This window comes from Sediminibacillus halophilus, from assembly GCF_900103695.1.
Lineage (GTDB): Bacteria > Bacillota > Bacilli > Bacillales > Amphibacillaceae > Sediminibacillus > Sediminibacillus halophilus.
In genome coordinates, this window is sequence record NZ_FNHF01000002.1 from 157,021 (window position 1) to 180,604 (window position 23,584).

Annotated in this window: 25 protein-coding genes and 2 riboswitches; of the genes, 8 read left to right on the forward strand and 17 right to left on the reverse strand. The window is 42.1% G+C overall.

The window, feature by feature from the left end; all coding sequences use genetic code 11:
• Positions 1-115 precede the first annotated feature (115 nt).
• Complete coding sequence (locus BLR82_RS07780) at positions 116-580, forward strand: GtrA family protein (protein WP_074598461.1); 465 nt, start codon at positions 116-118, stop codon at positions 578-580.
• A gap of 27 nt (positions 581-607) precedes the next feature.
• On the opposite strand, the gene BLR82_RS07785 is transcribed toward BLR82_RS07780, so the two are convergent.
• A complete protein-coding gene (locus BLR82_RS07785; protein ID WP_074598462.1) occupies positions 608-1,027 on the reverse strand; it encodes a universal stress protein in 420 nt (139 codons plus the stop codon).
• A gap of 128 nt (positions 1,028-1,155) precedes the next feature.
• Complete coding sequence (locus BLR82_RS07790) at positions 1,156-2,616, reverse strand: SulP family inorganic anion transporter (RefSeq protein ID WP_074599031.1); 1,461 nt, start codon at positions 2,614-2,616, stop codon at positions 1,156-1,158.
• A gap of 276 nt (positions 2,617-2,892) precedes the next feature.
• Between BLR82_RS07790 and BLR82_RS07795 the strand changes: the two genes are divergently transcribed.
• On the forward strand, positions 2,893-3,369 hold the full coding sequence (locus BLR82_RS07795) for a YndM family protein (RefSeq protein ID WP_074598463.1): 477 nt from the start codon (positions 2,893-2,895) through the stop codon (positions 3,367-3,369).
• Positions 3,370-3,441: 72 nt separating this feature from the next.
• Here the strand turns inward: BLR82_RS07795 and BLR82_RS07800 are convergent, their stop codons facing one another.
• Positions 3,442-4,374 carry a M14 family metallopeptidase gene (locus BLR82_RS07800; RefSeq protein ID WP_074598464.1) on the reverse strand — a complete coding sequence of 311 codons (933 nt, stop codon included), beginning with the start codon at positions 4,372-4,374 and terminating at the stop codon, positions 3,442-3,444.
• A 106-nt stretch (positions 4,375-4,480) separates the two neighbouring features.
• A riboswitch (Fluoride riboswitch) is annotated at positions 4,481-4,541 on the forward strand.
• A 50-nt stretch (positions 4,542-4,591) separates the two neighbouring features.
• Here BLR82_RS07800 and crcB (BLR82_RS07805) point away from each other — a divergent pair.
• Both crcB (BLR82_RS07805) and crcB (BLR82_RS07810) read left to right on the forward strand, forming a co-directional pair.
• Entirely contained in the window at positions 4,592-4,969 is a 378-nt protein-coding gene (crcB, locus tag BLR82_RS07805) for a fluoride efflux transporter CrcB (RefSeq protein ID WP_074598465.1), read from the forward strand.
• Positions 4,966-5,334: a fluoride efflux transporter CrcB gene (gene crcB, locus BLR82_RS07810; protein ID WP_074598466.1), complete on the forward strand. Its 369-nt coding sequence runs from the start codon at positions 4,966-4,968 to the stop codon at positions 5,332-5,334. The genes crcB (BLR82_RS07805) and crcB (BLR82_RS07810) overlap by 4 nt, the downstream gene beginning before the upstream one ends.
• 38 nt (positions 5,335-5,372) lie before the next feature.
• Here the strand turns inward: crcB (BLR82_RS07810) and BLR82_RS07815 are convergent, their stop codons facing one another.
• Positions 5,373-6,557, reverse strand: a complete 1,185-nt coding sequence (locus BLR82_RS07815; protein ID WP_245693708.1) for an acyl-CoA dehydrogenase family protein — start codon at positions 6,555-6,557, stop codon at positions 5,373-5,375.
• A 182-nt stretch (positions 6,558-6,739) separates the two neighbouring features.
• On the opposite strand from BLR82_RS07815, the gene BLR82_RS07820 reads away from it, so the two are divergent.
• Positions 6,740-7,375, forward strand: coding sequence for a YczE/YyaS/YitT family protein (locus tag BLR82_RS07820; protein ID WP_074598467.1), 636 nt, complete (start codon positions 6,740-6,742; stop codon positions 7,373-7,375).
• 254 nt (positions 7,376-7,629) lie between these two features.
• On the opposite strand, the gene BLR82_RS07825 is transcribed toward BLR82_RS07820, so the two are convergent.
• From BLR82_RS07825 to BLR82_RS07855, 7 genes are all read right to left on the reverse strand, one after another.
• A complete protein-coding gene (locus BLR82_RS07825) occupies positions 7,630-9,324 on the reverse strand; it encodes a methyl-accepting chemotaxis protein (protein ID WP_074598468.1) in 1,695 nt (564 codons plus the stop codon).
• A 118-nt stretch (positions 9,325-9,442) separates the two neighbouring features.
• Positions 9,443-9,913 carry a chemotaxis protein CheX gene (locus tag BLR82_RS07830; RefSeq protein WP_175486777.1) on the reverse strand — a complete coding sequence of 157 codons (471 nt, stop codon included), beginning with the start codon at positions 9,911-9,913 and terminating at the stop codon, positions 9,443-9,445.
• A gap of 89 nt (positions 9,914-10,002) precedes the next feature.
• Positions 10,003-10,088, reverse strand: a riboswitch (cyclic di-GMP riboswitch).
• 599 nt (positions 10,089-10,687) lie between these two features.
• Positions 10,688-11,650, reverse strand: coding sequence for a siderophore ABC transporter substrate-binding protein (locus BLR82_RS07835; protein WP_074598470.1), 963 nt, complete (start codon positions 11,648-11,650; stop codon positions 10,688-10,690).
• Between the two features lie 199 nt (positions 11,651-11,849).
• On the reverse strand, positions 11,850-12,608 hold the full coding sequence (locus BLR82_RS07840; RefSeq protein ID WP_074598471.1) for an iron ABC transporter ATP-binding protein: 759 nt from the start codon (positions 12,606-12,608) through the stop codon (positions 11,850-11,852).
• Complete coding sequence (locus BLR82_RS07845) at positions 12,602-13,516, reverse strand: iron chelate uptake ABC transporter family permease subunit (RefSeq protein ID WP_425440895.1); 915 nt, start codon at positions 13,514-13,516, stop codon at positions 12,602-12,604. Before BLR82_RS07845 ends, BLR82_RS07840 begins: the two co-directional genes overlap by 7 nt.
• A 28-nt stretch (positions 13,517-13,544) precedes the next feature.
• Positions 13,545-14,495 (reverse strand): ABC transporter permease, encoded by a 951-nt coding sequence (locus BLR82_RS07850; protein ID WP_074598473.1) that lies wholly within the window; start codon positions 14,493-14,495, stop codon positions 13,545-13,547.
• A 303-nt stretch (positions 14,496-14,798) separates the two neighbouring features.
• Positions 14,799-15,044, reverse strand: a complete 246-nt coding sequence (locus BLR82_RS07855) for a glutaredoxin domain-containing protein (protein WP_074598474.1) — start codon at positions 15,042-15,044, stop codon at positions 14,799-14,801.
• Between the two features lie 249 nt (positions 15,045-15,293).
• On the opposite strand from BLR82_RS07855, the gene BLR82_RS07860 reads away from it, so the two are divergent.
• Positions 15,294-16,433, forward strand: a complete 1,140-nt coding sequence (locus tag BLR82_RS07860) for a conserved virulence factor C family protein (protein WP_074598475.1) — start codon at positions 15,294-15,296, stop codon at positions 16,431-16,433.
• 19 nt (positions 16,434-16,452) lie between these two features.
• On the forward strand, positions 16,453-16,881 hold the full coding sequence (locus BLR82_RS07865; RefSeq protein WP_074598476.1) for a BrxA/BrxB family bacilliredoxin: 429 nt from the start codon (positions 16,453-16,455) through the stop codon (positions 16,879-16,881).
• Between the two features lie 99 nt (positions 16,882-16,980).
• Here BLR82_RS07865 and BLR82_RS07870 read toward each other — a convergent pair whose 3' ends face one another.
• The 5 genes from BLR82_RS07870 to BLR82_RS07890 form a co-directional block, all read right to left on the reverse strand.
• Positions 16,981-17,235, reverse strand: a complete 255-nt coding sequence (locus BLR82_RS07870) for an alpha/beta-type small acid-soluble spore protein (protein WP_074598477.1) — start codon at positions 17,233-17,235, stop codon at positions 16,981-16,983.
• Between the two features lie 19 nt (positions 17,236-17,254).
• Positions 17,255-17,488: a YozQ family protein gene (locus BLR82_RS07875; protein ID WP_074598478.1), complete on the reverse strand. Its 234-nt coding sequence runs from the start codon at positions 17,486-17,488 to the stop codon at positions 17,255-17,257.
• 23 nt (positions 17,489-17,511) lie between these two features.
• On the reverse strand, positions 17,512-17,775 hold the full coding sequence (locus tag BLR82_RS07880; protein WP_074598479.1) for a hypothetical protein: 264 nt from the start codon (positions 17,773-17,775) through the stop codon (positions 17,512-17,514).
• A gap of 282 nt (positions 17,776-18,057) precedes the next feature.
• Positions 18,058-19,209 carry a D-alanyl-D-alanine carboxypeptidase family protein gene (locus BLR82_RS07885; RefSeq protein ID WP_074598480.1) on the reverse strand — a complete coding sequence of 384 codons (1,152 nt, stop codon included), beginning with the start codon at positions 19,207-19,209 and terminating at the stop codon, positions 18,058-18,060.
• A gap of 197 nt (positions 19,210-19,406) precedes the next feature.
• A complete protein-coding gene (locus tag BLR82_RS07890; protein WP_074598481.1) occupies positions 19,407-20,675 on the reverse strand; it encodes a coiled-coil domain-containing protein in 1,269 nt (422 codons plus the stop codon).
• Positions 20,676-21,214: 539 nt separating this feature from the next.
• On the opposite strand from BLR82_RS07890, the gene BLR82_RS07895 reads away from it, so the two are divergent.
• On the forward strand, positions 21,215-22,150 hold the full coding sequence (locus BLR82_RS07895) for an NADP-dependent oxidoreductase (RefSeq protein WP_074598482.1): 936 nt from the start codon (positions 21,215-21,217) through the stop codon (positions 22,148-22,150).
• 160 nt (positions 22,151-22,310) lie between these two features.
• On the opposite strand, the gene BLR82_RS07900 is transcribed toward BLR82_RS07895, so the two are convergent.
• Complete coding sequence (locus tag BLR82_RS07900) at positions 22,311-23,540, reverse strand: hemolysin family protein (protein WP_074598483.1); 1,230 nt, start codon at positions 23,538-23,540, stop codon at positions 22,311-22,313.
• Positions 23,541-23,584 lie beyond the last annotated feature (44 nt).

Below are 23,584 nucleotides of genomic sequence, written 5' to 3' on the forward strand. Positions count from 1 at the left end.
GATAAGTGGCCAAAGCGGTTATGATGGAAGGGAAGATACCGAAGGCAATGTATTTTTACGTTCTGTTGGAAACATGATAAACTTATAACCTAATCCCCAGAAAGAGAAGGATTATATGGCCAAAAAAGTAAAAGCACAGATACTTCAATTCAGTTTTATCGGTCTGGCCAACGCCGTAATCGACATCGGCGTCTTAAATCTCCTGTTATGGATATGGCCGACAGAAGAAACGCGCATGCTGTTTATCTTGAACACCGTTGCGTATTTTCTAGCGATATCAAATTCCTATATATGGAATGTAAAATACACGTTCAGTCATCATGCCCGTGTCAGTACCAAGGAAATTGGTTTATTTACATTACAAGCGATAGTCGCCTGGGTCATCAATAACGTTGTTTTTATCGGATTGAGCAAGTTACTACTCCAGTTTACCGCCCTGCCACTGTCGAGCTTTTTCGTACACAATATCGCAAAAGGAGCAGCAATGTTCCTCTCATTCTCTACCAGTTTTCTTTTGATGAAGTTTATCGTTTTCAGAAAGAAAAAAATTAAAAAAGTCATAAAAAAAGATAAGAGCTGATATCTGCTCTTATCTTTTTTAAGTTAACTACTTTACAATCATAACCGGACAATTTGCCCGTTTTGCCACTTTATGACTGACACTACCCAACACCATTTCCTGCAACGAATTCAATCCACGGCTGCCAATCACACAAACGTCAAACACTTTTTCATTCGCATATTTTACAATGCTCGGGCCAGGATCTCCATGAAGAATGTTGATCTCATAACGCACGCCGGCATGTTTTAACTTTTGCTCCGTAAATGCGAGCTTTTCTTTCCGTTTAAAGTCAATATCAACTGCATTCCAATTTTGCAAAACGTCTGCTTTTGATTTATCCCCATCAACAACATATACCACTTCAATGAAAGCGTTTGAATTATTTTGAGCTAAAAGTAACGCCTTTTCTACTGCTCTGATAGCATGTTCAGAGCCATCTGAGGCTAATAATATTTTATTAAACATTCCACGTCCTCCAGAAAATTAAAATTCTTTTCTTAATTATAACAAACATTCCTTCTTGTTAAAGATACATTTTTTGTCCAAAAGAAATACGGGCAGGAGCTTTGTTTCGCATCCTGCCCGTGCATTTATCAATGGTTTGCCGCTTTTGCGTCGGGTTTATTATAAACCGCACGCTTCTCGACCAACACGGAACTCTCATGATTCAAACCGATAACATTCACTTTTGTTCCATTATCCTGGTACTTCATAACAATTTTGTCAATTGCACCTACAGCTGAATCGTCCCATAAATGTGCTGCCTTTAAATCGATATCAATTTCCTCACATGCTTCTTTATAATCAAACGAAGCTACAAAGTCATTGACCGATGCAAAAAACAATTGTCCGGTTACCACATATACTTTCTTACGGCCTGCCTCCAGCTGTAAACTATGGACATGGACCTTGGAAATCTTGGCGGCAAAGAAGATGGCGCTCAACAATACACCAACCAGGACACCGATAGATAAATTGTGGGTCATTACAACGGTTGCCACCGTGACAACCATTACGACTGCGTCCGTTTTCGGCATCAAGTGTAAATGACGAAGTGAAGACCAATCGAAGGTACCGACCGAAACCATTATCATGACCCCAACTAGGGCAGCCATCGGGATTTGTACCAATAAATCATTGAAAACCATAATCAGAATCATGAGGAAAACACCTGCTGTTAAAGTCGATAATCGTCCCCTGCCTCCCGACTTCACATTAATAACCGATTGTCCGATCATCGCACAACCCGCCATACCACCAAAGAATCCGGCAACGACATTGGCAATACCCTGTCCTTTGGTTTCTTTATTCTTGTCACTCTCTGTATCCGTCATATCGTCGACAATTTGGGCAGTCAACAGGGATTCAAGCAAACCGACTACAGCCAGAGCCAATGAGTAAGGGAAGATAATCATTAATGTTTCCAAATTGAGCGGGATATCCGGCAACAAAAATAATGGTAGTGCCTGGGTAAGCTCTCCCATATCACCGACGGTCCGGACTTCGCTTCCCGTAAAGACTGCTATGAGGGTAATGACAATAATTGCGACGAGAGGAGCCGGTACCGCTTTGGTGAAGCGCGGAAGAATATAAATAATGGCTAAAGCACCTGCCACCATCGCGTACATGGGCCAAGATTCGCCAACAAAATGCTGTAATTGAGAAGTGAAAATCAAAATGGCCAGCGCGTTTACAAAACCAATCATTACCGATCTAGGCACAAATTTCATAAACCTGGCTAGTTTGAATATTCCCATCACAATCTGGATAACTCCGGTTAATATCGTAGCAGCCAATAAATACTGCAATCCGTGATCGGCAACCAAGGTAACCATAAGCAATGCCATAGCCCCTGTGGCTGCGGAAATCATTCCTGGTCTGCCGCCGACAAAAGCAATTACGACAGCAATACAAAAGGAAGCATATAAACCGACCATTGGGTCGACACCGGCAATAATCGAAAAAGCAATTGCTTCCGGAATTAATGCCAAGGCTACGACCATGCCAGCTAATACGTCTCCCTTGATATTGCCAAACCAACTCTGTTTAATCATAGTTAGGTTCAACACGACACCTCTTTCTTTTCTATTTATAACTTTCTGCACGAAAGTAAGTCCGCTCAAAACAAAGTGAATCTTACCACATCAGCATGAAATAGACAAACCCGCATGTAAACGTAAGTCATAGTATTTTCTCTTTCATTTTCTTCTTTTAGCTTGTCTTTTCGGCATAGTTTGGACAAGACATTTTTTTAACTTCTGCCAATAATTTTTATCAATCCGTACAGAATAAGCATGAACACATATTTTGGCTATAAAGGAGAGAATACCATGGAACATGTAAGAGCACTAGTCATCAAATTCGCAGTTACCGGGATTGTCCTTTACTCGATTCTAGGCATTTTTTATACAGCAACTGCAGGAGATATCTTTATCATCACTCTGCTTGTAACCGGAGTTGCCTACTTGCTTGGAGATCTATTTATCCTGCCGCGTTTTGGCAATTTGACTGCTTCCATAGCAGACTTCGGCCTAGCGTTTGCTGCAGTCTGGATATTAAGCGCCTTCTTTATCGGGACCGACGTAGCCGTAGTCAATGCAGCGCTGTTTTCTGCCTTGTTCATTGCAGCGGCTGAGGTCATTTTCCATATGTACATGCAGAACAGGGTACTGGATGATGAACCGGATTATGAGGAAGCAAACAGACAAACAACTGCTCGCCTGCAAACAGAATTTGCAGAAGAAAATGAAGGACAGGATATTATCGAGTTGAAGGATGGTAAAACAGAAGAAAAAAAGGACGAATAACCGGCCGCCCATGCCAATCTTTCAAGTAGAGCACTGGACAGGCTGGCCGATTGAAACGGGAACATAAGAAAACTATGAATTGTCGGGAAGCTTGCTGGCTTCTTCTGCAAGAAGCAGTCCAATCGACTGATTTTGTTTCCATATTGCAGGATAATGTTCGACAGGAACTGGCCGGGGACCAACATATGGAGAAATTTCAGGGGTGAACGCCGGTCTTCTCATCTCTGTTAAAAACCAATCTGTGTATCCACCCCCACTTGGATCGGGACCTGGGTCAACCAGACGATAACTGGTTTTTTCGCTTATCCTTTTCGCAATTTCACGGCTAATACCCAGCAGCTTCCCATCAATTTTATACTTCCAGTAAATTTCTTCTCCTGATGAGTGGTAAGCAGCAGCGATATGGAAGCAATGTTTTTTTGTGAATTGATAAACAGCCTTTGCTTCCGGCTCGCTTAGTGGATAAGGACCTTTATAATTCATCGGACCTGGAGTTTCGACAGAAGGGTTGATTGTTTCCCATCCTGCCGGATATTGGCGGTTAAGATCTACCCCTCTTATGTTTGCCTTCCATCCAGAAAAGTCAGTTTTGTTATCATTGAGCTGTAAAACGGCGTCTGGATGCTGGGCAGCTTCCGCTCCCTTTTGTACAAGGTTGACGCCATCAGGATTGACCATTGGAATAAACCAAATAGAGGTCCGGTTGAGAAGATCAGGTACCTCAAATCCAGAGTAGTTTTCTTTTTTATACCAAGCCATAGTGTAAGCCTCCACCATTTGCATCAATAAATAGGAGGTCAGCCATTCCCTCGCATGATGCGATCCGTTTAAAAGAACCTTTATCCTTCCTGTTCCCACTTTTAAAGCATAGAGAGGTCTGCCTTCTACGGATTCACCGATTACTTTTGCTTGAAGGATGTCCGGATAACCTTTTTCCAACTCTTGAATATCCGCTTCCATTTTCTCAAACGTATAGGGGGAATCATTCGTAATCAAATGCGTCATAGAAATGCTCTCCTCGATTCATTGGTTTCTGAGAAAGTGAGTGCGATCCAGGATGGAATGATTTGCATCCCATTTGTAAAGTGGTACTATATATATATTAACAAATGGATCGATAGGTGATGGAGTTCACCTTTAACCGCCGACAGGCTGATGACTCCTGCCAGTAAACGTTCTGGCAGGAGTCATTTTTATATTGGAAAATACTGGAGGTTTTTATATGATCTATCTTTATGTAGGGATAGCCGGATCGCTTGGCGCCATGTTACGATATGGAATCGGACTGGCTTTTTACCAGGGTGACGCCGTATTCCCATTTTCTACTTTACTCATCAATTTAACAGGGAGTTTTCTGCTAGCATGGCTGACAGGATTTGTTTTCACGAAAGCGACCATTTCTACTCCCGTTCAATCGGCTATTGGCACAGGGTTTGTTGGTTCTTTCACCACTTTTTCAACCTTGAGTGTAGAAACAGTCGACTTGTTCCAGGACGAAAGGTTGCTACTTGCCTTCCTATATGTGTTGATAAGCATATTCGGCGGTCTTGCAATGAGTAAGCTTGGTTACCATGCAGTAGTGAGGAGTGAATCAGAATGAGCGGAATATTATTTCTCTTAGTAGGAATTGGCGGGTTTGTCGGAGCGATTGCCCGCTTTGCAATCAGTCAATTAATAAAGCAGAACTATCGATTTAGCATTCCGGCTGCGATCGTGTTTGTTAATATTACTGGTTCATTTTTGCTCGGTTTATTGAACGGCCTGCAAGTCAGTACGTATATACTTCTTCTCATGGGAACTGGTTTTTGCGGTGCCTTCACTACTTTTTCCACTTTCAAGCTTGAAGCAGTCCAACTTCACCTCCGCAAACAAAAAAATGCTTTTATCTTCTATATTTTACTTACTTACATAGGCGGAATAACTCTTGCTTTTGCCGGCTATCGGCTCGGTATGTTCTTCCATTAAACCAAGCAGCAGCCTGAGCTAGCCAGGCTGCTGCTTTTTCAAACTGATTTTAATGCTTTTCCGGCAAGCATTTGAAGGACCATATCATCCATTGGCGGATTATGAAGTCCCGCTCTCACATTGCGGTAATATCGTTCGAAGTTGTACTGTTTCGATAACCCTCTGCCGCCAGCAATCCTTAGTGCCAAATCCACTACTTCATTGGCCGTGTTGGTAACGGATGTTTTGACTGCAGCAAGCTCTGCGCCAAGCTGTTCTCTTGACCCTGGTGATTCATCCCATTTCCTTGCGACACCGTACATGAAATAATGTGCTTGCAATAATTTCAAATCCATTTCACCAATTTTTTGCTTGATATGGGGTACTTCAGAAATAGGCGTATTTAAGCTGTTTGGCTGATAATTTTTAGCGAAGGTGACAGCATCATTGCGCGCGGCCACTGCAATTCCCAGATAGCAAGCCGGGATGTGGAGCAGCCAGCCCTTCGGTTTTGAGGATTTTCCTTGATTCACTTCAACCAAAGCCTGTTCAGGCAGTCTTACATCCTTCAGCACCAGGTCATCACTGCCCGTTCCCCGCATTGCCATGGTATCCCAAGTGTGTTCAACCTCTACACCAGGCGTATCACGCGGGATTAAAAAGGAGCCGACTGCTTCTTTTTCTTCTATATAAGCAGTTACGAGATAGTAGTCGAGTACACTGGCCATGGTGGTAAACGTTTTTCTCCCATTGACAATGTATTGATCGTCCTGCCTGATTGCTTTTGTTTCAGGTATGCCCCCGCGAGTCGGACTTCCGGTGGCCGGCTCGGACGCAGCACGATTGACCACCAGTTTTTTCTCTCCCAGTTCATGCGCGAAAGCTTCAAATTGATCTTGGCGCCATAGCTGTTGTTCACTGAGTTCCATTACCACTCCCATATGCCAGCCAATGGACAACGCTGCAGATCCGTCTCCTTCCGCCAGTTTCTCCTGCATCAGCAGCAATTCACTCAAATTAATATGTGCCCCGCCAAACTTTTCTGGAAGCGGCAATGTTACATATCCAACTTCTTTTAAGTCCTTTAGATTTTCAGGCGAAAACTGAGCCGTCTCTTCTGTTTCTTCCGTCCTTTGTTTGAACTTTGCTGCCAACCGGTCAGCTGTCTCCAGCAACTCCTGCTGTCGTTGATTTTCAACGAATGACTTTAAGAAATACGACACCATTATCACTCCGTTCTTCATTCATTTCCATCTCTTCTTCTATATTACATAAGGAATTTCTTACATTACAAGTTTTCGACTCGGGTTACTTGTATTTCTTATCTTTATGAATTAATCCAGCATTACCAGACCCTCGGCTTTCCGCATCTCTTTAGCTTTGGTATAGTTAACAAGGATAGCCGGAAAAAGGAGGAGGACTAACTATGCAGACACTTAAACAGGAAAGTCCTTTTTATTTAACAGGGCTGCTAATTCTCACCTTAGGAATTGGTCTAACCATTCAATCGCACTTAGGAACTTCTCCATTCGATGCCTTGCTGGTCGGATTGTATCGCACCTTCGGATTGACGATTGGCTCTTGGGAGATTGTCGTAGGTTTTTCTATGATTGTGGGAAATGCCTTAGCCAGAAAGAGCCGTCCTGAATTTAGCGCATTGATTACTTCCTTTATTACCGGAGCAGGTATTGACGGCTGGATATTTTTATTAAATAACAGGATAGAGCCGGAAACATTGGTCGGACAATCGGTTTGTTTCACTGCAGGATTGTTATGCACGGCAGTTGGAGTGGCGACCTATCTTCAATCAAAAATCGCGCCAAATCCTATGGACCGCTCCATGATTGTGATTACGGAAATCACCGGATGGAGTGTCACCTATTCAAGAGCTATGATAAGTATCATTCTGGTTCTTTTAGCTTTTCTGTGCAGCGGTGCAATCGGTCCAGGCACCTTGATTAATGCACTATTCAGCGGCGTTTTGATCAGCTTTCTGCTCCCTTATATTAAAATGCTAAAGCATAAGATAAGCATGAGAAATCATACTGCCTCTCATAGCTGAAGTGAAGGATCAGTGCTCACAGAGGGAGACTGGATATAATATCCTTGCTAAAAAAGCGAAAGCGCAGTCCATTTGTCATTTGATTGACACGGACTGCGCTCGTTTTTTTATTGTTTTTTAAATCGCTGGAACAGTTTTTAGTTTCTAAACAGGATCCAATGTAAGGCACCATTATTACAGCGAAAGAAAGTTAGTTGCCGTTTAATCTACGGCAAACAGCTATTCACCTCCTAAACAAGCAATGGCTCTTTGCTTTACACTTTAAAACGTCCAATCAACTCATTTAAATTTTCAGCAAGCTTGGAAAGTTCTGTCGACCTGCCTGCAATTTCTTCCATCGAACTGCTAGTTTGCTGAATGGAAGCTGAAGTTTCCTCGATGCCTGCCGCCGATTCCTCTGATACAGCAGCAATATCTTCAATCGACTGGCTCATTTGCCCGCTTTTTTCCACAATACTGGTCAAGTTCCCGGTTATGACCGTGACACTATCGACCATTTCATTGATAGAATAATTAATTCCGTCAAATGTTTTACCGGTGGTCTTGATTTGTGCTGTGCCGTTTTCCACTTCGTCATAACCACCCTGAAGTGCTTCGGCAACAGAGCCTGATTCTTCCTGAATGCTGGTGACGATACCTGTGATATCTGTCACCGAAGAAGATACCTGTTCGGCAAGCTTTCTTACTTCATCGGCCACTACAGCGAAACCCTTCCCTTGCTCACCCGCACGCGCTGCTTCGATTGCGGCATTTAAGGCAAGTAAATTGGTTTGCTCTGCGATATCCTTTATGACTCCAACTAGTTTCGATATTTCTTTTGATTGGTTGTCCAACCCTTTTACTTTATCTACGGCATTTTTGACAATAGAGTCGATTTTATTCATTTGCGTAATCGAGGAATTCATCATACGGTTGCCTTCCTCCGACAGTTCCAGAACCCTTTCAGACTTCTCATGAATCGTATTTCCGTTTTCGTGTGCTTCCTTAATTTTATCCGTGAAACCAGCCATCGATGCAGCCAAATCTGTCGTGGTATTGGCCTGTGATTCCGAGCCTGAAGAGAGCTCCTCCATCGTGACTGCAACTTGGTTACTTCCTTCTTTCACTTCATTTGCCGATTGGCTCAATTCTTCACTTTGTCCAGAAACGGTCGTAGAAACAGAGGTGATTTCCGTCACCAATTCCCGCATATTTTCGTTCATTTGGTTGACTGCTGTTACCAGCTGACCGACTTCATCCCGGGAATGAACCTTCAGAGGTTCATGGCTTAAATCACCTTCCGCTACCAGTTTCATCCGCTTCATCACACGGGAAACAGGGTTCGTAATCATACGGGCAGTCATAATTGCTATCAAAATACCTAGCACAGCAACAAGGATGGATATGGCTACACTGGTAAGCTGTGTTGTTTTCCCCGACGTAACCAGACCGTCTCCAACTGATTTGATTTCCGATTCTCTATGTTCAGCCATCTCATTGAAACCGTTCATCAACTCCCTAGCCAACGGTTTGACCTGCAAGGATAAATTGGAAATTGCCTGGTCTTCATTGCCGTTCTTATAGACGTCAAATACTTGGTCCCGGACTGTCGTTTCCCATTCGTCCCCTTTTTCCACCAATTGTTTTACTTGCTCATTATCACTTAACGCTAAAATTGTTTTTTCCATCTCTTCTAGCTCTTCAGCGTATTGATCAAACTGCTCCAGATATTCCGGGTCCCCATAAATGACATAACCCCTTGTCAAAGCAATCATCTCTGCTATAGTAAAGGCAGCCCGTTCATCGGCGATAAGCAATGGAAGCTGTTCCGAAACAATTGATTCTGTATCTTTGTTTACTTTTTCCTGTGATAAAAAATTATAAAGTCCAAATCCGATTACCAATAAAATAATTATGGAAAAACCCGCTAAAATCTTTGTTCTTAGTCGCTTAAATTGAAATAATTTCATTGCTGCACCTTCTTCCTAAGAGTTGGTCCAAAAGCTGGTGGACAGTCACGGCAATGTTCAGCATTTTTCCGCTGCATCATTCCTTTCCATCTTTTTGCCGGCAAGACTCCTTTGTCATTTATGGATGAATCAACAAAGCGATCTCCATCTTGCCAATAGTTTCATAGGTCAACTCGACCTGTATCGCTTGATGAAAGTTATTAAGTACCTTATTCCCATCTGAAGTAACCAAGGGAGAAGTAATATCTGTTTCCAATCCCTTTTCATAAATACCAGTTGACATGCTGCCGGCAATCATATTGCCGAGCTCACCCGAAAAAGAATGGAGCATCTCTCCTTCCAGAGGCATGCCGAACATTGCTTCACCAATTGAACCAAATAACCCATCATTGGCTTTCAAAACCAAAGTACCTTTGACATCTCCCGTTACCTCGATTACTACCCCAAAAGGAATAGTCAAAGATTCTGTTAGTACTTCTGCTTTGCCAATCTCCGCTTCTAACGGAATGACAGCTTGGATAGACTTTAAGGTTTCATTGTATAATTCTTTTACAAATCGATTCTTTTCACTTGTTACGATGATAATCACTCCTGTTTTTTTCTGAATATTCTAACAAAAATAGTCATTAAAAGTGGCTATTCCTGTTCTCTGAATAGCCACAGACTAGTTGAAAAGATATCGGCAGCCAGGCGATCATGGCCTCGGCGGCTTTAGACCCTAAGCTTTGCGTCCCCTTTTTTCAAAGAGTTTGCCCTTTTCGTTAGTTCTTTTTGACTAAGTATAAAGTTTTATTTGGTTTGCATTCATTATAATATATTTTCGACATAATTCAACATATTTTTGTGTAATCAGTAAATAAATTGTATCCTTTCCATTCTTGTGGTAATTCCACCATCTTAAAGAAAAAGCGTGTGAAGCGATTTTTCTCGGTTCTCTGGCAAATGTGGTGGTGTGATAATCACTCCACCCTCTCTTTATCGAAAGGCTCACTCCAAATAACAGCTATTTTCCTGCGGCCGCAGAGGAACTAAACTCGCTCTTTCCGCGGACGAACGCTCAAGCCTCCTCGCAAACCCCGCTGTGGGGTCTCGATCGTCCGTTTTTCCGCAAGAGTCTCGCTGCCCAATAATTCTATGATAAAATGACGTTGCACTCATATCCCTCTCTTTTTCCTTAGATGTAAGCAACTTTAGGGTAACAAAGAGAGAGGAAATGAGTGCATTTTTTTGCCCATTGTAGCAACCCCCATTACGACAGGGGACACCACCACATTCAGTATAGAGTCTTTTTCTCTCCCTATGCCGTCTCCTCGAGAAATAAAAAACACCGGAATCCCTTTTGAAGATTCCGGTGTTTATGTGATTATTCCATACTGCTTGCAACTTCGTTTACCATTTCCGATACGGAAATCAACCCTCCGCCGGATAGGTACCAATAATCCGGATTCAGATAAACGATGTTTTCATCTTTATATGCCTTGGTGTCTTGTACTAGTTTGTTATCCAATGTTTTTTCGGCAGAAGATTCACCGCCGACCACTTGATTCCTGTCCACGACAAATAAATAGTCCGGATCATTTTCTACTAAGTACTCAAAAGAAATATTTTGACCATGTGTGGAAGCTTCAATATTCTCATCAACTGCCTGGAATCCAAATACATCATGAATCACGCCAAAACGCGAACCAGGACCGTAAGCATTGATGCTGCCATCGTTGGTAAGGATGATTAAACTATCTTTTTCGCTTGCAGAAGCTTTTTCATTCAACTCAGAAATTTGCTCGTCGATTGCAGCAAGCTCTTCTTCCACTTGTGACTCTTTACCGAAAATTTTCCCCAGTACTGTGGCGTTTTCTTTAAAAGAATCCATATATCTAGTTGTGTCGACACCTAGATGGATGGTAGGAGCCAGCTCGTTCAAATCATCATATGCTTCGGCAGTACGACCGGAAATAATGATCAAATCCGGGTCGATTTCGCTTAATTTTTCGAAATCCGGTTCGAACAGGGTACCGGCATTTTCATACTCCTCACTATCATAATCGGATAGGTAAGACGGTAGATTTTCTTTTGGTACAGCAGTTACATCGACTCCAAGTTTTTTCAGTGTATCAAGAGTTCCAAAATCAAATACCACTACCTTTTCTGGATTGACTGGCACCTCGGTCTTCCCTAACTCATGCTCGACCGTAACGGTCTTCTGCTCCTTTTCTCCATTATCAGAAGCAGCTGCAGCATCCTCATTTGATGAGCTTTGATTGCCGCAAGCAGCTGTGAACACAGCCAATATAAGAATGGAAATTAGCATTGCTAATCTTTTCGTCATAACCTTTCACCTCTAGTTAAAATTTTTTTAATTGACAGGATAAAGCATTGCTTATCTCCCTCGCCCTGTCTCCCATCTTCCCAATACAGCAATAACTGAACAGTTATTTCATGGGCCCACTGTCAGTCTGCCATTTGGAAAAACGGGTGGCAAGGTTAACGGAAATACAGCACACCCTCCCATCATTTGACACACAAAGTTAAGAAAAGTATAAACAAATCCTGCATTGGTCGATATCCTGGATATCAATATCCATGTCATATACTTCTTTTAGGACCGCCTTATCGATAATTTCATTCGTCGGTCCCTTGCTCACGATTTTTCCATCTTTTAATGCAACAATATAATCAGAATAAACAGAAGCAAAGTTCACATCATGGATGACAAGAATGACCGTTTTACCAAGATCATTGACCAGCCGTCGCAATACTTTCATGATTTGCACGGAATGTTTCATATCCAGATTGTTCAGTGGCTCGTCGAGCAAAATATATTCCGTATCCTGTGCAATAACCATGGCGATATAGGCACGCTGCTGCTGCCCTCCACTTAACTGATCGAGGAATTTATCTTGAATGTCCTGTAACTCCATATAGGCGATTGCTTCATCGACAAATTGCTTGTCTTCTTTGCTTAATTTTCCCTGAGAATATGGGAATCGTCCGAAGCTGACTAGTTCCTTTACGGTAAGCCTGATATTTATATGGTTGGACTGCCGCAAAATCGATATTTTCTTGGCCAGCTCTTTGTTTTTACTTTGACTCACTTCCTGACCATCTATCAAAATTTCACCATGGTCTTTCGCTATTAAACGGCTGACCATCGACAACAGGGTGCTTTTACCGGCCCCGTTTGGACCGATAAAAGAAGTAATTTTCCCTCGTGGTATATTCATTGATACATTATCCACTACATTTTTCATTCCATACTGCTTGGAAACCTCTTTTACAACTACCATGCTTTACTCTCCTTTAATAAAAGATAGATGAAGTAAACACCACCGACAAAATTGACGATTACACTCAAGGTCGTGGAAAAGGTGAACACCCGTTCAACGATCAGCTGGCCACCGACAAGGGCGACGATGCTGATTAAGACAGACCCAATAATCAGGTAGCGATGGCGATAGGTTTTCAAAAATTCGTAGGCAACATTTGCCACCAGCAGGCCAAGGAAAGTTATCGGGCCTACCAGTGCCGTGGATATCGACACCAGTATCGCAATGATGACCAGCATCCGTTTAACCACATAATCATAATCAACGCCTAAATTGATCGCCTGCTCTTTTCCAAGTGCCATTACATCCAAGTATTTGGAAAAACGCCAAAAATAAATTGCAATCAACAACACAAGCACAAAGGAAATAGTAAGCAAATCGGTGTTGACATTATTGAAACTGGCAAACATCTTATTTTGAACGACCATAAATTCATTTGGATCGATCAGCACCTGCATAAAAGTCGACAAACTTTCAAAAAAAGTACCAAAAATCAATCCAACCAAGAGGAGAAAGTAAATATTCTTCCCACTCTGTTTAAAAAGCAGCTTATAAAGCACTCCGGCAAACAAGACCATCATGCCGACGGAAAGAATGAAATTAAAATTTTTATTTAAAACCATCACACTATTCGATCCAAATACAAATATGATAAACGTTTGAATCAATAAGTAGAGCGAATCCAAACCGATAATGCTCGGTGTAAGTATTCGGTTGTTGGTGATGGTTTGAAAAATGATAGTTGAAAACGCGATTACTCCACCTGTAAGCGCGATAGCTAAAATTTTCGTCGTCCTTCTTGGCAATATGTAGTCCCAATTGCTGCCTGCGCTTCCGAATAGGAAGATGAGCACCAGGACAGCAGACATCGCTGTAAGTATGATTAGTTTTGTTCGATTACTCATACGCTTTTCTCCTCAATACCAGGTATAGAAAAATTCCGCTGCCGATTACGCCGACAGTGACGCCGATGGCGATTTCATAGGGATAAATGATCACCCTGCCGATCACATCACAGGCAAGAACAAATACGGCACCTAATAAAGCGGTATGAGTAAGGCTTTTTTTCAAGTGGTCCCCTTGATAAATGGTAACGATATTCGGAATGATCAATCCCAAAAAAGGAATCATTCCGACAGTCAGTACGACTACCGTAGTTACCAGTGCGACAATCACCAAACCAATATTGACTACCTGTTTGTGGTTCAACCCCAGGTTAGTTGAAAACTCCTCGCCCATGCCGGCTATCGTAAAGCGATTGGCGTAAAGGTAAGCAATAGCCAGCAATGGAATACTGATAAACAATATTTCGTATCTCCCCTGCATTATCAAGGCAAAGTTGCCCTGCAGCCAGGATGACATATTTTGAATCAAATCCTCTTTATATGCAAAAAAAGTAGTGATTGAGCTGACAATATTGCCGAACATCAATCCAACTAATGGAATGAAGATGGCATCTTTGAATTTCACCTTGTCGAGAATCTTCATGAAAATAAAGGTGCCCAACAAAGCAAAGAAAAAAGCAACCAGCATTTTTTGCAAAGGTCCGGCTGAGGAAAACAACATTAACGACATCAGAATGCCGAATCTGGCCGAATCAATGGTTCCAGCCGTAGTGGGAGAGACAAATTTGTTTCTGCTTAGCTGCTGCATAATCAGACCACATATGCTCATACCCATTCCAGCAATTAATATACTGATAAGCCTCGGTATCCTGCTCACCCACAAAATCTCAAATTGATCCTCTGTGAGATGAAAAATATCGGAAGGTGACAAGCTTGTCACTCCAATGAATAATGACGCGAAAGATAATACTAGTAATGCCAGTGCCAAATAACGTAACTTCATAAATAAATCCTTCACTTTCCGTCTTCTCAAAAAAATTGATACTTAATTAATAATGAGATTCATTATCAATTAGCTACCCTTATATTATCATGTAATTTTCATCTGTCAACGGACTAGCGGTAATAATCAGATTTTTTTAAGCAGCTTAAGCAGTAAAATGATGCTGGATAGGGAGTAAAAGACGGAGAAAAATATTTTCCATTGGCCAGTATTTTTCTAAAACTCTTCGACAGGTTTATGGACATAGAAAATCCGCCTGCAAAGCATGCAGCCGGATTTTATTTACGTATGAAGTGTGCGAGCCTATACTCCCAGTAATACTGACAACCGTTCTTTATCAAATCCCATGACAACTTCTTGTTCATCGCCTTCTTGGATAACTGTCACCGGAGTAGCACTTGCCCCCAAGGCCATCACTTCATTCATATATTGAGAATCGCTGCGAATATCTCTGTCTTCAAATGCGATTCCGTTATGTTTCAGCCACTCTTTTTCCGCTTGACAAGGACTGCAGGTCTCCTGACTATAAATGATCACTTGTTTCGCCATCTTGTCATCCCTCCTTTTCTCTGTTCTTACTATACCCAAAATAAAAAGTGTTTTAAAGAATGGAATCTTTTTCAATTCTTCTCTATCGGGCAGAACTTTTCCCTTTGGCTTTTAGCCTGAACAATTAAATATCCAGCTTCTCTTCCTTCGAACTGAAACGGAACACGGCCATAGGACTGCCTGGATAATGGATTATCGCCTGAAAGTCTGGTAAAATCGCATACAAGAAGGCTTGAAAGGGGGATATAAATGAAATTAGTATCAATCGAGCCTACTCCCAGCCCGCATTCGATGAAAATCAATGTCGATGAGGAATTACCTGCAGGGCAAAACCATAACTATAAACAAGGAGATGACTTACTTTCTGCTCCTGACTATATTCAAGCACTACTAAACATAGAAGGCGTAAAGGGAATATATCGCGTCGCAGATTTTTTGGCTTTAGAACGCCATCCCAAGTATGCGTGGGAAACAATACTGCCGGCGGCGAGACAGATTTTCGGCGAGGCGCAGGAGGAACCTGCCGAAAGTTCGGGAGTCGGCCAAATTCCTGAAGACGCTTTTGGTGAAGTGAAAGTTTTCATCCAACAGTTCCGTGGGTTGCCAATGCAGGTGAAACTGGAAGAGGGCGATCGAGAACAGCGATTTGGACTGCCTCAACGGTTTTTAGATGCAGCAATGGAAGCTTCCACTGCATCCTCTAACATGGTAATGGAACGAAAATGGGTCGAACAAAGTCCCCGTTATGGAACGCTAGAGGAAATCGGGGAAACGGTGGTCGATGAAATAACGGCAAGTTACGATGAAGAACGTCTGAAAAAGCTGGTCAAGCTTGCTTTTCAGGGTGAAACAGAGATGAGAGAAACAGAATCTGCAATGGAGCGTCCGAATCTGGAAATACTGGACGACTCTGACTGGAAAAACCGCTATGCGGCGTTGGACAAATTAGTGGAGCCTGATAAGGAGGATCTTCCTTTTTTGGCTAAAGCTTTAAAGGACGATAAGGCATCGATCAGGCGTTTAGCCACAGCTTATTTAGGCATGATAGAAGATCCCATCGTTTTGCCTTACTTGTATCAAGCCCTTCAAGATAAGGTAGTTACAGTCCGCCGTACAGCAGGCGATTGTATCTCAGATCTTGGTTTTAAACAAGCTATGCCACAAATGATGGAATCGTTGCAAGACAAGAATCGTCTCGTACGTTGGCGTGCCGCCATGTTCTTATACGAGGTTGGAGATGAAAGCGCGCTTCCTGCCTTGGAGGCAGCAAGCGACGACCCGGAATTCGAAGTAAGAATGCAAGTGAACCTTGCCCTCGAACGCATTAAAGGCGGCGAAGAAGCAAAGGGATCAGTATGGAGCCAGATGACAGAAGCAACCAAAAAGTGATGCTTAAGGAGGAAGTAAAATGAACGCCTATGAACAATATATGAAAGAAATATCGCAGCCGATGAGAACAGAATTAACGGAAGCTGGTTTCAGGGAATTGACATCTACGGAAGAAGTCGACGAATTTATCCATTCTGCTGAGGGTACTTCACTAGTGGTAGTCAACTCAGTCTGTGGCTGTGCAGCAGGACTAGCAAGACCGGCTGTAAGAGAATCTCTGAATAACAATAAAAGGCCGGATAACCTTGTGACGGTTTTTGCTGGTCAAGATCGGGAAGCTACCTCACGGATGCGCGAATATTTCGTGGGGATAGAACCATCTTCCCCTTCTATGGCGGTTATGAAAGACGGAAAAGTACTTCACTTTATTCCGCGTGAAGATATTGAAGACCATGATGTGGAAGAAATCGTATCAAACCTTTCTCAAGCCTATAATAAACATTGTTAACAAAAGCAAACGGCAGTTCCTGTATCACGAAACAGGAGCTGCCGTTTTTTCATTGTCGCTGAATTCAACACTCGTGGGAGAAGGAAACCCATCACCGATTTATTGTTTGTTTTTCATTTGCTTCTCTGCCATTTCAATCATTTCTTTTACCATACTGCCACCAATTTTGCCGCCGATTTTCCCAGCATCCTTCGCTTTCATGTCTCCGTTGTATCCATGCTTTAAATCAATCCCTTGTTCTTCGGCTGTTTCGTACTTTGCATTTTCCGGAGTCTGTGATTTGGAGACTTTTGCTTTCAGTTTGTCCAATCCTTCTCTAGCTCCGGGAACAAGGATTTTATTCCTTCTTGCCATTCTCACTTTCTCCTTCCCATCAATTTCTTTTGTTGGAAATGTCTTTTCCCTGATGATCGATCAAATTGCCGTTGTCGTCGACTTCATCAATTGCTCCTTCGATTGTACCCTCTGTATAATCATCGGAGACTTGTTCGTGGGTTACAGCCAACCCTTTTGATAGCGGGTCCTTTTTTTGATAATCGGATGGATCATACATTTTTTCGGCCACCTTTTCCGCATCCTTTTTCATGGCCTTTCGCTTGTCTGTCATTTTCATTCCTCCAATCAATTTTCTTACAAGTGGGCGATTATCTCGTCCAATTCTGTTAACAATTGCTCTGCTTCCTGTTGGTTCAACAGAACAGGAATTTGATCATTTACTGTTATCGTACAACTTTCCTGCCTGCTATTTTGTCTGGATAAATAATGATGCAGCTGTTCAAGCTGCCGGTTGGACAGGATAGACTGCGTTTGCAGGTTTTTGACCCGCCGCAAGTAGAATAACTCATCGTCATCTGAAAATTCACCACTAAATAAAGCACCGTCAAAGTAATTCACTGGATTACTCCTTTTTTTATTTTTCTTCTGTTAGTATGTAGCATTTACCTCAGAATCATGCTATTCGTTTTAACAAAAGCGAAGATGTATGAAAAATAAAAGTGTCACGTTTAAATTAGAAATGAGACTGGAACAAGAGAATTGTGCGCAAAGCAAAAACCGAACGATGATTCGAATCCCATGCATTCGAACTCGCTCGGTTTTTTGATTTAACGATGAATTAACTTGCAACTAATAAGCCGATGATCCCACTGGAATGTTCAACTTCACCCTACTGCTATCCTACATAACAACACGTTTGATCCATTTTCGGAAAAACAGCAATCCAATACCTGCTATTATAATAATCCAGAGATAGGAAACACTGGACTGTTTATCGGTCCGATCGGCTGCCGCTTTTTTGTTCTTTTCAGCCTCTTGTTTATCCTTGTCACCTTCTAGCACAAAAGAAGTGTCTAATGACTCTTTATCCTGGTTGATAGCCAAAGTTCCTTGATCATCAACCGAAAGTTCTGCATCCTGCCCCTTCATCCTGGTATAGATGATATCCTGGTCCGTGCTATACGTAGAACCATTATCACTGACGAATTCTGTTCCTTCTGGGATGGTGACTGTTTCGAAATGATCGAAACCATAATCAAGCAGTGCTTCAGCATCTTGGTAAGCCCAAGCCTGAGATTCTGCTTTTAATGTTACAGCAATCAAACGTTGATCGCCACGCTCGGCTGTCGTAATCAATGTATGCCCTGATTCATCGACATAACCTGTTTTCCCCCCAGTTATCCCCTTATAGGGGTTTTCACGGATCATTTTATGATGATGGTAAAGCGTTGTTGACCAGGCTTCCCCTTCCCACTTCAATTCTTCTGTTCCGAAAATTTCCCTGAAAGTAGAATTTTTCATGGCGTACTGGGTTATTTTCGCCAGGTCTGAAGCCGTAGTGGTGTGGTCTTCGTTGAACAATCCATGAGCATTAGTAAAATGTGTATGGCGTACCCCAACTACAGCCTGTAAATAGCTGTTTAAATCCTCTGCAAACTGTTCGGATGTCCCTCCTAAATGTTCAGCTATTGCTACTCCGGCATCATTGCCCGAATTGATCAGCATTCCCTGAATCAACTTTTTTAAAGGGACCTGCTCTCCTTCCTCCAGATAAACTCTCGTTCCTTCAACAGCCCGTGCTTTTGCACTAACAGTAACTATTTCATCTAAATCAGCAGTTTCTATTGCATAAATGGCGGTTGCCACTTTGGTCAAACTGGCGGGATACATCTTTTGTTCTGCATTTTTTTCATAGAGGACCTGTCCGGAATCGGCATCGATCAGAATACCGGATTCGCTCAACAATTTTTCGTCTAAATCAGCGGCATCCACGTTTGATGGCAGTATATACTGGGTAAAGATAATCAATAATAAAAGAAAAAGTGGTCTCACAATCGCACCCCGCTAGTTAATCATAGAATTATTCATAAGAGGGACTTTCCTCTTCATCAAAAGAGCGTTTGGAATGTAATCCAGCGGCAACATTTGACAGTATGCTTCTGATTATGTGCTGTTAGTCAAATCGGCAGCAATAAAAAGAGAACTCTCCATAACGGAAAGTCCTCTATGTTAACTTTTCATTCAACCGTTTAGTTCATTACTCTGACAACATGGCCTTTGAAATGATTTTTCCAGTAACCGCTGGACATGTTTGCCACGGCAACACCTGTTGAACTTTGGGAACCAATGAAGTTACCGCCGCCGATATAAATACCGACATGTCCGTCTTTTTTGTATGTATCAAAGAAGACTAGGTCCCCAGGTTTCATATTACTGGCTGATACTTTGCTTCCAGCGCCGGTCAAAGCCCCTGTGCTTGCAGGAACACTTACTCCAGCCTGGGAGAATGCCCAGCTTACAAATCCGGAACAGTCGAAACGGCCGTTTGCAACATCAGAAGCCGTTCTGCCTCCACCGAATACATATACCGAGTTGCCAATATATTTATATCCTGCTGAAATAACAGTGCTAACATTTCCGCTTGCTCCAGCAGCTTTAGGGCTGGAAGAGGCTGCGGAAGTGTTGCCGGAAGACTGTGATGCATCACTACGGGATTGCTCGATACTCATAGCCTGAATCTGTTCTTCTTGCTTTTCGCGTTTTTCGATATCTTCTTTAATCTGCTGTTCTTCTGAAGCCAATTTTTGATCCTTTTCCTCTAAGGACGCTTTTTCATTACGTGTAGCTTCTTCTTTTTCCTTTAATTCTGCCTTCAATTGATCATTTTGTTCTTTTTGCTCAAGGATTTGAGCCTGCATGCCTTCTAGTTCCGTCTTCATATCATTTAATTCATTCAGCTTGTCATCCATATCCTGGCGCTTTGTTTCCAACTTTTCTTTGTCAGCTTCATGCTGTTCCAAAAGATCCGCATCCGAATCCATTACTTTTGATACTAGGTTTACACGGTCAATAAAATCTCCAAAATTTTTCGAACCGAGGATAACTTCCATGTAGCTGACCGTTCCGCCATTTTTTTGTAACGTCTTTGCACGATCTTTCAAAATATCGAATCGTTTTTCCATTGTTTCCTCGAGCTCGGCAATTTCAGTTTCCAGTTCTTCGATGTCCTGTTTGGTCCGCTTGATTTCTGTTTTGGTATCTTTGATTTTCTGCTCGTTGTCTTTGATTGCCTGCTCGACCCGCTTGATTTGTTCGTTTAATTGCTCCAGTTCAGCCAGTACTTCTTCAATCTCCGCTTGTTTCGCATCAATATCAGCTTGTACTTCCGACCGTTCGCTTTGCACTTGCTGATGTTCGTCCTCCAGGCTCGTTTCGGCAGAAACCGCCGGTGCCGCGATCACGCTTCCAAAACAAATCATTACGGCAGTGTTAATCCCGATCCACTTTCTCGTAAGCATGCTATTCCCCCTAGTACCTTGTTTATCATTAATAGTTTTTTATGTATGTACTCTCTCGTAGTTATTGTTATCTATTTTTCTCGTATATCTTTGATTGCACTTAGTAGTATATCACTACAAAATGACAGAAATATTATCTCAATATTACAATTGTGTATCAATTACAGGTAAAAAGTAACAAATATCGCATCGAAAGCTGTTTGATTGTGTAACTCTATCGAATTCGTTATGCTTTATTTCCCGATTAATCGCTTTTATACTGGGGTAAATAATAAAGGGCTTTTTACATTTTTGTTTCTATTAATTAATTCGCAAGACATTTTGTGGATTTCTTACTATCTTTTATAAAATAAGTGCGGATCAATTGTATTTCACTTTAATTGAAGAAAGGCAAGCAAATCTATGCATGTTTATTCGTCGATTTTGCAAGAAGTAACTGTTTGACAAGAGCCATGAATTGAACATTTATCGAATGATAGAAGCGTTAATCGGAAAAAGTAGTAACAATATGCTTGAAACTGATGAAAGAAGGGGTAATGATGAAAGCAGTCGTCATCGACCAATATGGATCCGCGGATCAATTACATGAAATCGAAATGGAAAAACCAGCATTAGAGGCTGGGCAGGTTTTAGTCGAAATGCATGCCACCTCTGTCAATCCAATCGATTGGAAGCTTAGGGAAGGGTATTTAAAAGAGATGCTGCCATTTGAGTTTCCAATTATTTTAGGGTGGGATGCCGCGGGAATTGTAAAAGAGGTCGGCTCTGACGTATCCGGGTTCCAACCGGGTGATCGTGTATTTGCCAGACCGGCAACTACACGGAATGGTACTTATGCAGAATATACAGCGATCGACAAAGAATTGTTGGCAAAAATACCTGAAAACATTAGCTTTGAAGAAGCCGCTGCTGTACCACTGGCTGGACTTACTGCCTGGCAATGTCTCGTTGACTTCGCCGGAATAAAACAAGGTGATAAAGTTCTGGTTCATGCCGGTTCAGGCGGGGTTGGAAGTTTTGCCATCCAAATCGCCAAAAGTTTTGGTGCTTACGTTGCTTCTACAGCAAGTGGGAAAAATGAAGACTTCCTGAAACAGTTAGGCGTTGACCGATTTATTAATTACCAGGAAGAAGACTTTGCAGAGGTGCTCGATGAATATGATGTCGTTGTCGATACATTAGGCGGGGATATCCAGAAAAAAAGCTTCGAAATCTTAAAAGAAGGCGGCACGCTCGTTTCGATTGTTGGTGAGCCGGACAAGGAGCTAGCCAACAAAAAGCAAATCAAGTCGGGATCCTTATGGCTCAATCCTAATGGCGATCAGCTTGCGGAACTCGGAAAGTTGATGGAAAGTGGTAAATTGCACGCCACCGTTGGGCAAACATTCCCTTTAACGACAGAGGGAGTCCGAGCGGCACATAAATTGAGTGAAACCCACCATGCCCGGGGAAAAATCGTGATTAAAATAAGATAAATCAAAAGTAAGAGGTCTTGAAGGCAAACATAGAAAGCACGCAGCAAATGTTTACCAGACGCTGCGTGTTTTTTTGCATCTCAAAAGTGATATTATATTATGATGATAAAATATTTCTCAGGAAGGAACCACATGAAAGTCTCTCCTAGTTAAGAACCCTTCACTCTGGCAATTTTTCAATGGCAATGGTTTGTAGTCGGTTTTCTTCTACTCGCAGAATTTCAAATTGCAAGTTTTGAAAATAAATAATATCCCCTTCCTCTGGAAAACGACCGAATTCACGTAACAAAAAACCAGATAAAATATCTTCTTCTTCCGGAATATTCGTACGAAACATCTCGTTCAGCCGGTGAAGGGATATTTTTCCGTTACATACGACTCTGTTTTCCGCTAATTCCTCAATCAGGACTTCCTCGTTTTCATCTGATTCATCTTTAATTTCCAGACCGATCATCGCTTCGATAATGTCCTCATTGCTCAATATCCCACTAGTTCCTCCATATTCATCGAGCACGATTGCCATATGCTTCCGCTCTTTCAGCATTAATTTAAACACTTTTTCAATCGAGTAAAATTCAAAAACATACAACGGCTCCACGTCCATGAATTCATCTAATGGTTTTTCCTGTTCAAGCGACCATGCCAACAGCTGTTTAGCATGGAACACGCCAATTATGTTATCCATACTGTCCTGGTAAACCGGATAACGTGTATGGTTACTGTTCATAACTGTAGTAAGGACGGCTTCGTAGGTGGCCTCAGCCGGGATTCCGTCAATTTCCATACGCGGTGTTTTCAACGCGTCCCTCACATCGAGACGTTGAAAATCGATGACTCCTTTTATCCGCTGCTTTTCTTCACTGGCAAACGTCCCCTCAGCCGTGGCAATATCCACCATGGTGATGAATTCTTCTTTTGAGATCGAAACCTTATCTGGATCTTCACTGGATACAAGCCTGATAACAAGTCTGGTTAACTTGTTCAATAAATAAGTTAGAGGCCTGGTTATCCACATCAATAAACGGATTACAGGGAAAACGATATATGAAACTTTCTCTGCAAACGCTGCGGCAATCGATTTGGGCAATACCTCCGCAAAAACAATCAACACGAAAGTCAAAATCCCCGTCGCCAGCCCAACATTAAATCCATATTCGATGGCGACCATCGTAACAAGGGTGGGCAGCATAATATTAGATACATTGTTACCAATCAGAATGGCCGTGATCAATTCGTCAGGCTTCTGAATCATCTTCAACAAAATTCGTGAACGCTTGTCCCCTTTTTCAGCTTTGGACTTCACGCTCATTTTGTTTACTGCTGTCAATGCAGTCTCACTGCCTGACAGAAAAAAAGATACGAGTAAAAAGAAAACAATGGCGAAAAACACGTTTCACCCTCCATTTTTCCATCTTGATTGGTAGAGTTCCCTAT

Bases quoted from the DNA above. Each gene is read 5' to 3' on its own strand.
- BLR82_RS07860 (WP_074598475.1), top strand. From the start codon at position 15,294: ATGAAATTAGTATCAATCGAGCCTACTCCCAGCCCGCATTCGATGAAA.
- BLR82_RS07840 (WP_074598471.1), bottom strand. From the start codon at position 12,608: ATGGTAGTTGTAAAAGAGGTTTCCAAGCAGTATGGAATGAAAAATGTA.
- BLR82_RS07825 (WP_074598468.1), bottom strand. From the start codon at position 9,324: ATGAAATTATTTCAATTTAAGCGACTAAGAACAAAGATTTTAGCGGGT.
- crcB (WP_074598465.1), top strand. From the start codon at position 4,592: ATGATCTATCTTTATGTAGGGATAGCCGGATCGCTTGGCGCCATGTTA.
- BLR82_RS07780 (WP_074598461.1), top strand. From the start codon at position 116: ATGGCCAAAAAAGTAAAAGCACAGATACTTCAATTCAGTTTTATCGGT.
- BLR82_RS07820 (WP_074598467.1), top strand. From the start codon at position 6,740: ATGCAGACACTTAAACAGGAAAGTCCTTTTTATTTAACAGGGCTGCTA.
- BLR82_RS07800 (WP_074598464.1), bottom strand. From the start codon at position 4,374: ATGACGCATTTGATTACGAATGATTCCCCCTATACGTTTGAGAAAATG.
- BLR82_RS07790 (WP_074599031.1), bottom strand. From the start codon at position 2,616: ATGATTAAACAGAGTTGGTTTGGCAATATCAAGGGAGACGTATTAGCT.
- BLR82_RS07890 (WP_074598481.1), bottom strand. From the start codon at position 20,675: ATGCTTACGAGAAAGTGGATCGGGATTAACACTGCCGTAATGATTTGT.
- BLR82_RS07875 (WP_074598478.1), bottom strand. From the start codon at position 17,488: ATGACAGACAAGCGAAAGGCCATGAAAAAGGATGCGGAAAAGGTGGCC.
- BLR82_RS07895 (WP_074598482.1), top strand. From the start codon at position 21,215: ATGAAAGCAGTCGTCATCGACCAATATGGATCCGCGGATCAATTACAT.
- BLR82_RS07850 (WP_074598473.1), bottom strand. From the start codon at position 14,495: ATGAAGTTACGTTATTTGGCACTGGCATTACTAGTATTATCTTTCGCG.
- BLR82_RS07795 (WP_074598463.1), top strand. From the start codon at position 2,893: ATGGAACATGTAAGAGCACTAGTCATCAAATTCGCAGTTACCGGGATT.
- BLR82_RS07870 (WP_074598477.1), bottom strand. From the start codon at position 17,235: ATGGCAAGAAGGAATAAAATCCTTGTTCCCGGAGCTAGAGAAGGATTG.
- BLR82_RS07785 (WP_074598462.1), bottom strand. From the start codon at position 1,027: ATGTTTAATAAAATATTATTAGCCTCAGATGGCTCTGAACATGCTATC.
- BLR82_RS07835 (WP_074598470.1), bottom strand. From the start codon at position 11,650: ATGACGAAAAGATTAGCAATGCTAATTTCCATTCTTATATTGGCTGTG.
- crcB (WP_074598466.1), top strand. From the start codon at position 4,966: ATGAGCGGAATATTATTTCTCTTAGTAGGAATTGGCGGGTTTGTCGGA.
- BLR82_RS07815 (WP_245693708.1), bottom strand. From the start codon at position 6,557: ATGAAGAACGGAGTGATAATGGTGTCGTATTTCTTAAAGTCATTCGTT.
- BLR82_RS07845 (WP_425440895.1), bottom strand. From the start codon at position 13,516: ATGTCTGCTGTCCTGGTGCTCATCTTCCTATTCGGAAGCGCAGGCAGC.
- BLR82_RS07865 (WP_074598476.1), top strand. From the start codon at position 16,453: ATGAACGCCTATGAACAATATATGAAAGAAATATCGCAGCCGATGAGA.
- BLR82_RS07855 (WP_074598474.1), bottom strand. From the start codon at position 15,044: ATGGCGAAACAAGTGATCATTTATAGTCAGGAGACCTGCAGTCCTTGT.